The sequence below is a fragment of the Acinetobacter ihumii genome (genome assembly GCF_900625095.1).
Classification (GTDB): domain Bacteria; phylum Pseudomonadota; class Gammaproteobacteria; order Pseudomonadales; family Moraxellaceae; genus Acinetobacter; species Acinetobacter ihumii.
This window is the reverse complement of record NZ_LR130760.1, coordinates 2085465-2099473: the sequence shown is the minus strand read 5'-3', so window position 1 is coordinate 2099473 and position 14009 is coordinate 2085465. Positions and strand designations below refer to the sequence as shown.

Below are 14009 nucleotides of genomic sequence, written 5' to 3'. Positions count from 1 at the left end.
CATTGAGCCTTAATAAAAGCACAAAAACTTACTGGCGGTTCTGCATCTGGCAGCTCACTATAAAACTAAAGCTAATGTTATTTATGATAAAAAAGCTGGAGAAGTCAAGTAATGAGCACGCAAAAAGTATCCGATATTATCATCGAAGTTCTCGAACAGGCAGGTGTACAAAGATGTTACGGCATTGTGGGTGATACCTTAAATCATGTCACAAATTCCATGTCAAAAAGCAGTATTGAATGGATTCATGTTCGTCATGAGGAAGTCGGTGGTTTTGCCGCGGGTACGGATGCCTTATTGAGTGGTCATTTAACAGCTTGTGCAGGTTCATGTGGGCCGGGCAGTCTGCATTTTATCAATGGTTTATATGAGTCACATCGCAATCGTGCACCCGTCATACTCATTGCCAGTCAAATTTCTACGGAAATGGCAGGTTTTATTGATTTTCCGCAATATGTCGATTTTAAATCGGTGTATGCCAAAAACTCGGTGTTTTGTGAAGAAATTACTCAACCCTCACAAGCTAGACATATTATGACAATGGCATGTCAGGCTGCCCTAAGTCAACGAGGTGTGGCTGTAGTTATCGTGCCAGCCAATATTAGTGAAGCTTCGGCTGAAGCGGGTCTGCCATTTATTCCGCGACATGCTGAACCTGATATTTTGCCCAATAAAACTGAACTTCAGCATATGGTGGAGTTAATTGAACAACACCAAAAAATTGCAATTTATGCAGGTGCAGGCTGTGAAGGCGCACATGATCAATTGGTGGCATTTGCGGAAAAATTAAAAGCACCTGTTGCACACACCTCACGCGCCAAAGATTTTGTGGAATACGACAATCCCTACAATATGGGCATGACCGGCATCTTTGGTAACAAGGCAGGTTATTCAGCATTGATGGATTGTGATTTACTAATCTTACTCGGAGCAGATTTTGCATGGGCACAGTACTATCCAAGCCACGCCAAAATTTTGCAGATTGATATTGATCCGACCCATTTAGGACGACGGCATCCAATTACATTCGGCGCAGTTGGAAAAATTTCATCGACCTTAAATGCCTTGTTGCCCTTATTACAACCCCGTATCGAACGAGGCTTTCTTGATCATTGTTTAGCACTCAAACAACAAAGTGATGAAATTCGCCGTAAAGAAGAACGAGTGGGAAAAGATGGCTTGATCCATCCGCAATACTTGGTGTCTTTGCTGAATCGTTATGCCGATGATGATGCAATTTTCTTTGGCGATGGTGGTTCACCGATGGTATGGGTATTACGCCATGTCGATGTCAATGGCAAACGCCGAACCTTTACCAGTTTGTTGCATGGCACCATGGCTAATGCGATGCCTCAGGCTTTGGGTGCGCAAAAAGCATTTCCAGAACGTCAAATTATCGCACTCTGTGGCGATGGCGGTTTAGCCATGTTATTGGGGGATTTACTCACCACCATTCAGGAAAAACTGCCGATCAAAATTGTGGTGTTTAATAATAGTTCACTGAATTTTGTCGAGCTTGAACAAAAAGTTGAAGGACTGCTGGATCATTATACCGATTTGCTGAATCCTGATTTTGGCAAACTTGCCAGTGTGATTGGCTTGCATGGGCAGACCGTGATACATGGTGATGGACTAGAACAGGCAGTAGAAAACTTCTTAAAACATGATGGTCCAGCACTTTTGGATGTACATACCAATCCGATGGAATTGGTCATGCCGCCTGATCCAAACCTGAATCAGGTGTCTTCAACTTCGCTATATGCCATCAAGGCACTGATGTCTGGACGGGTGGATGATGTTAAAGATTTACTGGTGAATAATTTTATTAAGTAAATGACCCTTAAAATCAGGTCTTGGTGCGTACAAGCGCAAGACCATAAACATGCATGATCTCAGACCATGCATGTTTATATCAGGAAACAATTTAGCCAAGATTTATCAGCCATTCACTCTGATTAAACGCATTCACGCCTTATTTTTTTAACATATTCAGCATATAATAACTGCTATTTTTCGCTCACTGCGATGTATTGGTTTTTCTATTGAGGAGTCCTAAGTGGCCCAATATATTTATACGATGAACCGAGTGTCCAAAATGGTTCCGCCAAAGCGCGAAATCCTTAAGGATATCTCTTTATCATTTTTTCCGGGTGCCAAAATTGGTGTGCTCGGCTTAAACGGTGCAGGTAAATCGACATTGCTCCGTATTATGGCGGGCGTGGACAAAGATTTCTCAGGTGAAGCACGTGCACAGCCGGGCATTAAAATTGGCTATCTTGAGCAGGAACCACCACTCGATCCTAATAAGGATGTGCGTGGCAATGTAGAAGATGGTGTCCGTGAAGCGTTGGATGCTTTAGAGCGCTTAGATCAGGTATTTGCTGAATATGCAGATCCCGATGCAGACTTTGATAAGCTGGCTAAAGAACAAGAAAAACTGGAAGCGATTATCCAGACTTGGGATGCACACAACTTAAACAACCAGTTGGAAATTGCAGCAAATGCTTTGAACCTTCCAGCGTGGGATGCAGATGTGTCCTTACTATCTGGTGGTGAACGTCGTCGTGTGGCATTGTGCCGTTTATTGCTGTCTAAGCCTGATATGTTACTTCTTGACGAACCGACTAACCATTTGGATGCTGAATCTGTGTCTTGGTTAGAGCGTTTCCTAAAAGATTTCCCGGGTACGATTGTCGCGATTACGCATGACCGTTATTTCTTGGATAACGTAGCTGAGTGGATTTTAGAGCTTGACCGTGGACATGGTATTCCTTATCAAGGCAACTATTCTTCTTGGTTGGAACAAAAGAATGCCCGTTTAGAGCAGGAACAAAAACAAGAAGAATCTTTTGCTAAAGCATTGAAAAAAGAACTGGAATGGGTTCGTTCAAATGCCAAAGGTCAGCAAAAGAAAAACAAAGCGCGTATGGAGCGTTTTGAGGAATTGAACTCGAAAGAATTCCAGCAACGTAATGAGACCTCTGAAATCTATATTCCACCGGGTCCACGTTTGGGTAATAAAGTGGTGGAAGTGGAAGGCATCAGCAAATCATTTGATGGTCGCTTGCTTTACGAAAACCTGACTTTTACCGTACCGCCAACCGCGATTGTGGGGATTGTGGGGCCAAACGGTGCGGGTAAAACCACATTATTTCGTATGATGACCGGTGAGCAACAACCAGATACTGGTACTGTCACACTGGGTGATTCTGTGAAAGTGGCGTATGTCGGTCAGATTCGCGATACACTGGATAATGATAAAACTGTATGGGAAGAAGTTTCTGGCGGTTTGGATATCTTAAAAATCGGTGATTACGAAATCGCATCACGTGCTTATATCGGTCGCTTTAACTTTAAAGGCCAAGATCAGCAAAAACGTGTTGGTGAATTATCGGGCGGTGAGCGTAACCGTTTACAACTCGCTAAAATCCTGCAAATGGGGGCAAACGTCATCTTGCTGGATGAACCATCGAATGACTTGGATATCGAAACCTTACGTGCGCTTGAGGATGCAATTTTAGTATTCCCGGGTACGGTAATGGTGGTGTCGCATGACCGTTGGTTCCTTGATCGTATTGCAACGCATATTTTGTCATTTGAAAATGAACAGCCTGAGTTTTATACCGGTAACTATGCTGAATATGAGGCTTATCGTCAGTCACGTTTAGGCGATGATGCGGTGCAAAAACCTAGTAAATACAGAAAAATCACTGGCTAATCTTGTGTGATTGAATGTGATTAAAAAAACCAGCTTTCGGGCTGGTTTTTTATACTTTAGTTTTTGCGGCATTAAGAGAATGCTAATTGGCTATAAGCATCATGCAGGCAGCGTTTGGCATCAGGATGACCATCTTGCGCTGCTTTTTTAAGCCATTTTTCGGCCTTTATGTAATTTCGATCTAAACCCAGTTGACCATTTAAATAGCCAATCCCCATTTTATACTCAGCTTCTGGATGACCGCGTAGCGCAGATCTTAAAAAGCACCAAATTGCATTACGCTCATTGAGATAGGCAAAGCTGGTTGCATGTGCTTGCGGTTCTTCATTGATGCGACGATAAATATGTTGACGCATAAAGTGCTGATATTGATCGTTGAGTGCCATCTGCTCAAAATACAGACCCTGTTGATATTCGTGCTCAGCATCATGATCTAAAAGTAAAAACACATCGTTTTTAGAGTCTTGAGCTTGAAACAACAGTGTCCATACTGTTTTTAGATAATCAAACTTCATATTCTGCTCCTTGCTGCTTAAAGATTAAGCTAACATCTTCAATATAAGATAGTTTTCCAATACATGCATCCATTTCTTGTAACAAGCAATGAGTATGTAGAATAAACTTTAAATATGTTATGGGTGAGCAAATCATCATGAAACAGTGATGGATTTCTGTGATTGATCTATACAATATTTTTATAAAATGTAATTTTATTACACTGTTTTCACTTGCTATATTAAAGCCGATCTTTTGTTGCCCACAGCTATGAAGCGTTCTGTATTTATTGCGATGTTGCTCAGTGTGTTCATGTTCCAAAGTTTATGGAACGTGGCAGCAGCTTTTTGCGCGCATGAAACGGCTGCTAGCAATAGCACAGGGGGTTATCATTTTGGGCATCATCTGGATATGCTGCAACAGGATGTTGCCTTGCAACACACCACACAGGATATTATAAAAAGCGACAGCGTAAAGCAGGCTTCGGTGTTTGTAGATCATCATGATCATTTGCCTTCATGTTTACATATTGTGATTGCCCAGATTCAACAAACTGCGCAAGAGCCAATCAGGGTGGGTGATTTAACTCAGCCTGTGTATGACTGGGCCAATTCTTATCAATCGCCACATTTAACAGATTTAAATCCTCCGCCTGTCCTGACCCCGCTATAGGTGGGGTAGCCGAAAAATAACCCACCTTTCGATGTTTAAAGCGTTTAAAGCGAAAGGGTTATGGTATGTATCATCAAAAAAATTTAAACAATCACCGTGGGCTGAGTGTGGCTAAATCGCTCGGTATAGTGTTATTGCTGGGTTTGTGCCCATATTCAGCGCTTGCTCAAGATTATGTCGCGCAGCAGACGACCCACCCATATATGGTGAAGTCCCAAAGTCTGACATTTGCCCAAGTCTTGCAGAAAGTACAACAATATCAGGCTGGATTGGGCGTATGGCAAGTTCAGCAGAATGTTGCAGATGCGCATCTTCAACAAAGTCGTCTGTGGCAAAATCCAAGTTTTTCGATACAACAAACTGGTTTTGAATCGGATCAGGATCGTGAACTAGAAATCAGTGTGTCGCAAAAACTCGACATTTTTGGAGAACGCAAAGCGGCACAACAGTTGGCGAGAGTTCAACGCCAGCAGGTCGATCTGAATCAGGCCTTGTATGATGCGCAGCTTAAACTCGCAGTGAAATACCTGTGGTCACAAATGGCAATACTTGAGCTGGAAAATCAGATTGCTCAACAACAACTCGACAATAGTCAGGCCATTTTGGATGCCACTCGCTTGCGTTATCGGGCGGGAAGCATTGCTCAGGTCGATCAGGACCGAACCCTGATGACGCATATTGAAAATCAGCGTACTGCTCAAGAGATTGGCTTAAATCTACAGATAGCCAAAAAACGGCTGGCAAATTTATGGGGCGAGACGCAAGCCAATTTTGCGCTAGGAAACAACAGTGATAGTGCATGGCCTGTAAATACCCAAACTGACGTTGCTGCATATTTACAGCAAAATCTAATACAACGTTCGATTCAGCTCAAGGCACAACAACAACGTTCTAAAATGGATTATCTCAAGGCCAAAGCACGCCCCAATCCAACGTTGAACGTTGGTATGGTCAACAACAAGTCGGCAGATACTCGTCAAACTGAGCAACAGTTTCGGGTAGGGCTGGACATTCCGCTCAATATTTTTGACCGCCAGCAGTATGCCTTGCGCATTGCGCAGGCACAGCAAGATTTTCTAACTCAGCAACAGCAGTTTTATCGCCAGCAACAACTGAATTCGATGCAAACCTTAAAGAGTGAAATGCAAGGTTTGAAACAGCAATATGACCTGATGAATGATCAGCAAATTCCTTTGTCTGAAGACCTACAGCGCAAAATGTTATTGGGCTTTAAAGCGGGTAAATTCGCTATCACCGATGTACAGCAAGCCAGTATACAACTACAGGAACAGCGTCTTAAAAAGATGCAGTTGCTTAAAAGCGCATGGCAAAAAGCCATTGAAACTGAGAGTTTGGTACTGGGCATCTCCCCTGAACAAGTGACGTCTAATGATGCACTCCATCAAATCAATCAAACTTTATGGCAAGACACTTACAACCTTAACAGCAGCTCAGGAGCCGAATAATGACAATCAAGAAGATCAATAAACAAGGATTCTGGGTGGCATTGGTCGTTATCGCTGGTGTGGTATTGAGTGCCTGGATTTATTTAAAGGGTTCATCAAAGTCAAATGAACATGCTGAAGAAAGTCATACAGATCACGAAAAATCTGAGCCACATAACCAAGGTGAGGCAGAAGCTGGACATACAGAAGGTGAAACAGAGCTGAGTCTGACGCCTAAGCAAATGACTGAATTTGGACTCCAATTGGCGCGTGTCGAACAAGGTGCGGTACAACAGTCACAGCAATATCCGGCAAAGTTGGTCGCGAATACCGATCAGCAGGCACATGTCGTCTCAACCTTTGCAGGGCGTGTGGACAGTGTTCATGCCATGCTCGGTCAGCAGGTTAAAAAAGGTCAGATTTTAGCCACCGTTTTTATTCCAGAACTGGTGGATCAGCAAGCCAATTTAAGTATTGCCCAAGAGGCATTGACCTTGGCGCAGCAGGACTATCAGCGTGAAAAACAATTGTTTGATCAGGGCGTTTCAGCCCGTCAGGATTACCAAAGAGCCTATAATGCCTATCGGCAAGCCCAAATACAGGTGCAGGCGGCAAGAAGTCGTCTGACTGCCTTGGGTGCGACAGGCAACAGTCAAGGACGTTACAGTTTAAAAGCACCCTTAAGTGGTGTGGTGAGTCAAAAAGATATTGTGGTGGGCGAATATATCACCTCAGACAAACAGCTATTCGTGATCGATCAACTGGATCAACTTTGGCTGGAATTTGTGATGCCAAGTGATGCGGGTGTCAATATTCAGCCTAATCAGCAATTAAGTTTTAAGTCCTTACAAACCCAAAATACATTTACCGCTCAGGTTCAGGCACTCACGGCTGAGGCAGATCGTCAAACAGGTCGCCTACAAGTACGTGCCAAAGTGTTGACGCCCGCGCAGGAGTTACGTCCCAATCTGATGGTCACGGTCATGTTGCAAGGCAAAGACAGCCAGTCTGTACTGCGTGTTAGTAAAAATGCGCTACAGCAGATTGAGGGCAAAACGGTGGTGTTTGTTGCGAAAAATGAACAAGATCGTATCCATTTCACGCCGCAAGCTGTTGAACTGGGACAATATTCTAGCGATGGACAATGGGTTGAAATTAAATCTGGGCTGCGTCATCAACAACAATATGTCGCTCAGGGCAGTTTCCTTTTGAAATCAGAAATGCAAAAAGGAGAGGCCGAACATGGACACTAAGCATAGTATTGAGTTTCCAGCTGCGCAGAGTGTTTTTGATCGTTTGATCCAGTTTTCTATTCGTAACGCGATTTGGGTCATGTTGTTTAGCTTGGCGTGGGTGGCTGTTGGACTATATAGCTATCAAAAGCTCTCGATTGATGCGGTACCAGATATTACCAATGTACAGGTACAAATTAACTCTCAGGCCAATGGCTTTACCGCAGCGGAAGTCGAACAACGGATTACTTATCCCATTGAAAACGCCATGGCTGGGATGCCACATCTGGAACAAACCCGCTCAATTTCACGTTATGGCTTATCTCAAGTCACGATTATTTTTGAAGATGGCACTGACATTTATTGGGCCAGACAACTGATTAATCAGCGTTTGCAGGAAGCAAGTGGTGCGTTGCCTGAGAATGTCGATCCGCAAATGTCTCCCATTTCCACAGGCTTGGGGGAAATTTATCAATGGGTAATTAGAGCAGAACCGAATGCAAGGAAAGCGGATGGAACGGCATATAACGCAATGGATTTACGTGAAATTCAGGACTGGATTGTACGACCACAACTTCAGCGCGTTGCCGGAGTGGCCGAGGTGAATAGTATTGGTGGCTATAACAAAACCTATATGGTATCGCCTGATTTAAAACGCTTACAGCAATTAAACATTCCATTTTCTGATGTGCAAACCGCTTTATCTGAAAATAATGAAAACCGGGGTGCAGGGTTTTTAGAGGACAATGGTCAACAACTAACGGTTCGTGTACCTGGCACTTTAAACAGTATTCAGGATATCGAAAATGTCACGCTCAACAGTCAAAATGGTTTACCTATTCGTATTGCTGATGTCGCAACAGTCTCGATTGGACATGATTTAAGAACGGGTGGTGCAACCTATAACGGTGAAGAAACCGTACTGGGGATCGCCATGATGATGATGGGGGAAAACAGTAAAACGGTTGCGCAGGCACTGGATGCCAGAGTACAGGAACTGAAACAGTCTTTACCAAAGGGCGTGGTGATTGAGACGGTATATAACCGAAGTTCACTGGTCGATAAAGCGATCAAAACAGTCGCTAAAAACTTGATTGAAGGGGCGATTTTAGTGATCGTCATTTTATTCATCTTTTTGGGAAATTTCAGAGCCGCACTGATCACTGCCTGTATTATTCCACTGTCCATGTTATTTACTATCACAGGTATGGCTGAACAACGCATCAGTGCCAATCTGATGAGCTTGGGCGCGCTGGATTTCGGCATTATTGTTGATGGTGCTGTGGTCATTGTAGAAAACTGTATTCGGCGTTTAGCAGAAGCACAGCATCAGAAGGGAAGATTACTAACCCGTTCTGAACGTTTTACCGAGGTATTTCTGGCGGCAAGACAGGCTCGCCGTCCGCTTATTTTTGGTCAGCTCATCATTATGGTGGTGTATTTGCCCATCTTTGCACTGACCGGTGTGGAAGCCAAGATGTTTCATCCAATGGCGATGGCGGTGGTTTTGGCATTACTCGGTGCAATTATTTTATCGGTGAGTTTTGTTCCAGCCGCAGTTGCCTTGTTTATTACAGGTGAGGTGAAGGAAAAAGAAAGCCGCTGGATGGTGGTATTAAAGCAAAAGTATGCACAATTACTCAATCTTGCCTATGACTTTAAATATGTGGTGGTGGCAATTGCTGTGGCAATTTTAGTGATCACTGCTGCGATTTTTACCCGAGTCGGTAGTGAGTTTGCGCCGCAACTCAGTGAAGGGGATTTTGCTCTACAACTTATGCGTGCGCCAAGCACCGGAATTGAGGAATCATTACGGATACAGGAAGGCGTAGAAAAGCAATTACTCAAGGACTTTCCAGAAGTGAAAGCTATTTTTGCGCGAACTGGTACGGCTGAAGTTGCAACGGATGTCATGCCACCTAATATTTCGGATGCGGTTGTACTATTAAAACCGCGTGAGCAATGGCCAAACCCTAAAGAAACACTGGATGAATTACGAACTCGGATGATGAGTTATGTTGATACTATTCCTGGCAATAACAGTGAGTTTTCACAGCCGATTGAACTGCGTTTTAATGAGTTGATTTCTGGGATTCGCAGTGACATTGGCGTTAAGATTTTTGGCGATGACATGCAGATTTTGAGTCAGGAAGCTGAAAAGATTGCGCAAAAATTGAGAACTATTGATGGAGCGAGTGAAGTTAAGGTGGAACAAACCGATGGACTGCCTTTGCTCAATGTCGATATCAATCATGCCTTGGCTGCACAATATGGTTTGTCGGTGAAATCAATTCAGGATGTAGTGGCAGCCAGTATTGGAGGACAACGTGTTGGAGAGATTTTACAGGGCGATCGCCGGTTTGATTTTGTCATTCGTTTAAATGATGAGATGCGTACTCCACAGCAGTTGGCGATGTTGCCTTTGCAACTGCCGAATGGTGGGCTGATTCAACTGCAAGATGTCGCCAAAGTTGAAACCATTGCAGGTCTGGCGCAGGTCAGCCGTGAAGATGGTAAACGTCGTGTGGTGGTTACCGCCAATGTACGTGATCGTGATTTAGGCTCCTTTGTTGAAGAAATGCAGCGCACACTTGCCCAGCAACAACTCCCGAGTGGATACTGGCTTGGTTATGGTGGACAATTTGAAAATCTGACTTCTGCCAAAGCCCGCATGCAAATTGTAGTGCCATTGGCATTTATTCTGATTTTTGTCCTGTTGATGGCTGTCTTTCAACAGTTTAAAGACAGTTTGTTGGTGTTTAGTGGGGTGCCTTTTGCCTTATCTGGTGGTCTGGTGGCACTGTGGTTGCGTGATATACCGTTGTCGATGTCAGCAGGTGTTGGATTTATTGCCTTGTCAGGTGTTGCGGTACTCAATGGTCTGGTGATGTTGACCTTTATCAAGGAATTGCGCCAGCAGTATGATGTACACATTGCCACATGGCGTGGTGCCATTTTAAGATTACGCCCCGTGCTGATGACGGCATTTGTTGCTTCGCTGGGTTTTGTTCCGATGGCTTTGGCAACGGGGACAGGGGCTGAAGTGCAGCGTCCACTGGCCACTGTGGTGATTGGCGGGATTATTTCCTCAACACTTTTAACACTGGTCTTATTACCGGTGATTTATCGCTGGATGAATGAAAAAGATGATCGTCAGCATCCTGTAATTGTAGACCCGCATTAAAAAAGCGTTGTGCTATTTTGATCTATATATGGGTTGATATTCAGCCTTCCAATTCTGATGCAGATTTACAAATGATGAGACAAATCTGCATCGTATGATAAGGAGTTGTTCATGAGTGGACAGCATGGGCATGACCATAGTCATGCAGTCGTCACTGAAGACAATGCCAAAAAACTCACCATTGCATTGTCCTTGACGGTCATTTTTTTGATTGTTGAAGTGATTGCGGGTTTTATGACCCAAAGTTTGGCATTGTTGTCTGATGCTGCACACATGTTTACCGATGCTGCTGCTTTGGCAATTGCATTGGTTGCCATTAAAATTGCTAAACGTCCAGCCGATGATAAACGAAATTTTGGTTATGCGCGTTTTGAAATTTTAGCGGCCTTATTTAATGCCTTAATGCTGTTCATGGTGGCGATGTATATTTTATACGAAGCCTATCAGCGTTTTACCCATCCCCCTGAAATTCAAAGTGTGGGTATGATGATTGTCGCTGCGATTGGTCTGGTGATTAATCTGATTTCCATGAAGATACTGGTTTCTAGTGCACAGGAAAGCTTAAATATAAAAGGTGCATATCTGGAAGTGCTCAGTGATGCGCTTGGCTCAGTTGGCGTGATCATTGGTGGGATGATTATTTATTTCACCCATTGGTACTGGGTCGATACCATTATTGCGGTCTTGATTGGTTTTTGGGTATTACCGAGAACATGGATTCTGCTCAAGCAAAGCATTAATATCTTACTGGAAGGGGTACCAGAAGAAATTGATATCGAAAAATTACGCCATGATTTATTGGCACTTGAGGGAGTTGAGAGTATTCATCAGCTTAAAGTCTGGGCGATTAGCTCTAAAAATGTACATTTGACTGTACATCTATTTGCACCTCATGCGGATCGTACTTTGTTATATCACGATGCCTATGAAATGCTGTCTCATCAACATGGAATTTCTGAAATTACCTTACAAATTGAAGAGGATGAGTGTATGGCACAAGCCCATCAAAACTCGCACCAGCACAGCTCACATTCAGAACAGCACCATCACGAATGACAGTCTGCTTTAAATCTGCCATTCATGGTGGCATTCACGGCATTTCCAGTTTTTTTGTGATTGCATAAACGCTTGCATGGATAGTTTAAAATCTGGAAGATCACGCCAGAACATAACACCTGCAATTGCGGTAATCACAAAAACCACCACCGTTGCAATTTGTAGCTTGGAACCAGCACCATCGCTAAAAATCCACATGCCGATGCTCATTAAAACCAAAAACAACAGAATAAAAATAGCAGGCAATAAAATGACCAGACTTTTAGGAATGACAGGGCGAGCAGATTGACCTGACTGTCCGACAGGCATAATTTTAACACTTTGACATTTTGGACAACGATACTGCATGAGTGCTCCATATGGCGTTTTCTGTATTTTACCCAATTGTGAGTAAAAGCAGAAATAATAAAAAAGCCGCTGTTCATAACAGCGGCTTTTTTAAGAATTTGGCGTCCCTACGGGGATTCGAACCCCGGTTACCGCCGTGAAAGGGCGATGTCCTAGGCCTCTAGACGATAGGGACTTATTGAGGCAACACAATCTGAGATTTGGTGGAGCCAAGCGGGATCGAACCGCTGACCTCTACAATGCCATTGTAGCGCTCTACCAACTGAGCTATGACCCCAGTCTGTGTGAGCGCAATATTAGGGGTATTGCGCTAGCACGTCAATAAAAAAATCAATTAAGCCTCATCAACTGCATCATTTTTCGGCAATTTTAGCGCTTCATTGAGTTTTTCCCACGCTTTAAGCTCTTTTTTACTCGGTGCACCAACAATTTCAAGCGCATGACGCAAACGAGCAAAGGTTAAATCGGGACCTAAAGTGACCATCGACTGCATCACAGGCGTTGAACTGGTTGATCCTGCAATCGCAATAAAGAACGCAGGCATAAAGTCGCGTAATTTAATTTGCATCTGAGTGGCTAAATCCATCAGGGTTTGACTGACTGTATCATTGTTCCAGCTAAACTGACTTTCCAAGCGCCAAATCGCAAATTGTAGACTCTGACGGACTTGTTCCTGAGTCAGCTTTTTGCTTTCAAACATTTCAGCCGTGATGGTTGGCATATGGTTGAAATAGAAACCTGCCCAATTCACCGCTTCTGACAATAAGTGAATTCGGGGTTGAATGGCCGCAGCAATTTCTTCTAGGGTGTTTCGATCACTTTTCCAGTTCAGCAGGCGATCTAACAATTGTGCTGCTGTCAGCGACTTAATCCATTGACCATTGAGCCAGTTGAGTTTTTCCACATCAAAAATGGGGCCACCCAAAGACACACGCTGAATATCGAAATGTTCAATCATGTCGGTTAAGGTAAACACTTCACGCTCGTCTGGCATTGACCAGCCCATACGACCCAAATAGTTGAGTAAAGCTTCTGGTAGTACACCAATATCCCGATAATAATTGATGGAAGTTGGGTTTTTACGTTTAGACAGCTTGGATTTATCTGGGTTGCGTAGTAGCGGCATGTGGCACAAGGTTGGCATGTCCCAACCAAAATATTGATAGAGCAACTGATGCTTAGGTGCCGATGGTAGCCATTCCTCACCACGTAAAACGTGGGTAATTTCCATTAAATGATCATCGACCACATTGGCTAGATGATAAGTCGGCAAGCCATCGGTTTTCAGTAGAACTTGCATATCCACTTGTGTCCAGGGAATTTCGACTTCACCCCGCAACAAATCATGAATTTTACAAATACCATCTTCTGGTACTTTCATACGAATTACATGCGGTTCACCCGCAGCCAGACGTTGCTGGACTTCATCCTGAGACAATTTTAAGCCACGACCATCATATTTAGGTGTTTCACCGCGTGCCATTTGTTCCGCACGCATTTGATCCAGTTCTTCTGCTGTGGCAAAACAATAAAAAGCATGACCTTTGTCAATTAAATCCAGCGCGTATTGTTTATAAATGCCCATACGTTCAGATTGACGATATGGTGCATGTGGCCCACCGACATCGGGTCCTTCTGACCAATTTAGACCTAACCAGCGCAATGAATCCAGAATCATTTTTTCAGATTCAGGTGTAGAACGTAGCTGGTCAGTATCTTCAATACGTAAAATAAATTCGCCGCCGTGCTGTTTGGCAAAACATAGGTTAAATAAGGCAATATAAGCGGTTCCGACATGCGGAAAACCAGTTGGAGACGGAGCAATACGCGTACGGACTTTCATCATTTAAAAATAAAAT

At 43.6% G+C, this 14009-nt stretch carries 10 protein-coding genes and 2 tRNA genes; 7 read left to right on the top strand and 5 right to left on the bottom strand.

Going from position 1 to position 14009, the window contains the following annotated elements; genetic code table 11:
• Nucleotides 1-111 precede the first annotated feature (111 nt).
• Complete coding sequence (locus E0D95_RS09870; protein ID WP_130803689.1) at nucleotides 112-1833, top strand: thiamine pyrophosphate-dependent enzyme; 1722 nt, start codon at nucleotides 112-114, stop codon at nucleotides 1831-1833.
• A 223-nt stretch (nucleotides 1834-2056) separates the two neighbouring features.
• A complete protein-coding gene (ettA, locus tag E0D95_RS09865; protein WP_130803688.1) occupies nucleotides 2057-3718 on the top strand; it encodes an energy-dependent translational throttle protein EttA in 1662 nt (553 codons plus the stop codon).
• A 71-nt stretch (nucleotides 3719-3789) separates the two neighbouring features.
• Here the strand turns inward: ettA and E0D95_RS09860 are convergent, their stop codons facing one another.
• Nucleotides 3790-4233: an SEL1-like repeat protein gene (locus E0D95_RS09860; RefSeq protein ID WP_130803687.1), complete on the bottom strand. Its 444-nt coding sequence runs from the start codon at nucleotides 4231-4233 to the stop codon at nucleotides 3790-3792.
• Nucleotides 4234-4483: 250 nt separating this feature from the next.
• Between E0D95_RS09860 and E0D95_RS09855 the strand changes: the two genes are divergently transcribed.
• The 5 genes from E0D95_RS09855 to E0D95_RS09835 all read left to right on the top strand — a co-directional run bounded on the left by E0D95_RS09855 (nucleotide 4484) and on the right by E0D95_RS09835 (nucleotide 11802).
• Nucleotides 4484-4885, top strand: coding sequence for a cation efflux protein, CzcI-like (locus E0D95_RS09855; RefSeq protein ID WP_171478541.1), 402 nt, complete (start codon nucleotides 4484-4486; stop codon nucleotides 4883-4885).
• Between the two features lie 65 nt (nucleotides 4886-4950).
• Nucleotides 4951-6351, top strand: a complete 1401-nt coding sequence (locus E0D95_RS09850) for a TolC family protein (protein WP_130803686.1) — start codon at nucleotides 4951-4953, stop codon at nucleotides 6349-6351.
• Entirely contained in the window at nucleotides 6351-7583 is a 1233-nt protein-coding gene (locus E0D95_RS09845; RefSeq protein WP_130803685.1) for an efflux RND transporter periplasmic adaptor subunit, read from the top strand. The genes E0D95_RS09850 and E0D95_RS09845 overlap by 1 nt, the downstream gene beginning before the upstream one ends.
• A complete protein-coding gene (locus E0D95_RS09840; RefSeq protein WP_130803684.1) occupies nucleotides 7573-10746 on the top strand; it encodes an efflux RND transporter permease subunit in 3174 nt (1057 codons plus the stop codon). The genes E0D95_RS09845 and E0D95_RS09840 overlap by 11 nt, the downstream gene beginning before the upstream one ends.
• A gap of 111 nt (nucleotides 10747-10857) precedes the next feature.
• Nucleotides 10858-11802 (top strand): cation diffusion facilitator family transporter, encoded by a 945-nt coding sequence (locus E0D95_RS09835; protein WP_130803683.1) that lies wholly within the window; start codon nucleotides 10858-10860, stop codon nucleotides 11800-11802.
• A gap of 9 nt (nucleotides 11803-11811) precedes the next feature.
• Here E0D95_RS09835 and E0D95_RS09830 read toward each other — a convergent pair whose 3' ends face one another.
• From E0D95_RS09830 to gltX, 4 genes are all read right to left on the bottom strand, one after another.
• Complete coding sequence (locus E0D95_RS09830) at nucleotides 11812-12150, bottom strand: zinc-ribbon domain-containing protein (protein WP_130803682.1); 339 nt, start codon at nucleotides 12148-12150, stop codon at nucleotides 11812-11814.
• Between the two features lie 99 nt (nucleotides 12151-12249).
• A tRNA-Glu gene (locus tag E0D95_RS09825) sits at nucleotides 12250-12325 on the bottom strand.
• 26 nt (nucleotides 12326-12351) lie between these two features.
• Nucleotides 12352-12427, bottom strand: a tRNA-Ala gene (locus tag E0D95_RS09820).
• A gap of 57 nt (nucleotides 12428-12484) precedes the next feature.
• The gene (gene gltX / locus E0D95_RS09815) at nucleotides 12485-13993 is read right to left on the bottom strand and encodes a glutamate--tRNA ligase (RefSeq protein WP_130804880.1); all 1509 of its coding nucleotides are present in this window, start codon (nucleotides 13991-13993) and stop codon (nucleotides 12485-12487) included.
• Nucleotides 13994-14009 lie beyond the last annotated feature (16 nt).

Excerpts from the sequence above, each read along its gene's own strand:
- E0D95_RS09830 (WP_130803682.1), bottom strand. The coding sequence starts at position 12,150 with ATGCAGTATCGTTGTCCAAAATGTCAAAGTGTTAAAATTATGCCTGTC.
- E0D95_RS09860 (WP_130803687.1), bottom strand. The coding sequence starts at position 4,233 with ATGAAGTTTGATTATCTAAAAACAGTATGGACACTGTTGTTTCAAGCT.
- E0D95_RS09870 (WP_130803689.1), top strand. The coding sequence starts at position 112 with ATGAGCACGCAAAAAGTATCCGATATTATCATCGAAGTTCTCGAACAG.
- E0D95_RS09845 (WP_130803685.1), top strand. The coding sequence starts at position 6,351 with ATGACAATCAAGAAGATCAATAAACAAGGATTCTGGGTGGCATTGGTC.
- E0D95_RS09835 (WP_130803683.1), top strand. The coding sequence starts at position 10,858 with ATGAGTGGACAGCATGGGCATGACCATAGTCATGCAGTCGTCACTGAA.
- E0D95_RS09840 (WP_130803684.1), top strand. The coding sequence starts at position 7,573 with ATGGACACTAAGCATAGTATTGAGTTTCCAGCTGCGCAGAGTGTTTTT.
- E0D95_RS09850 (WP_130803686.1), top strand. The coding sequence starts at position 4,951 with ATGTATCATCAAAAAAATTTAAACAATCACCGTGGGCTGAGTGTGGCT.
- gltX (WP_130804880.1), bottom strand. The coding sequence starts at position 13,993 with ATGAAAGTCCGTACGCGTATTGCTCCGTCTCCAACTGGTTTTCCGCAT.
- E0D95_RS09855 (WP_171478541.1), top strand. The coding sequence starts at position 4,484 with ATGAAGCGTTCTGTATTTATTGCGATGTTGCTCAGTGTGTTCATGTTC.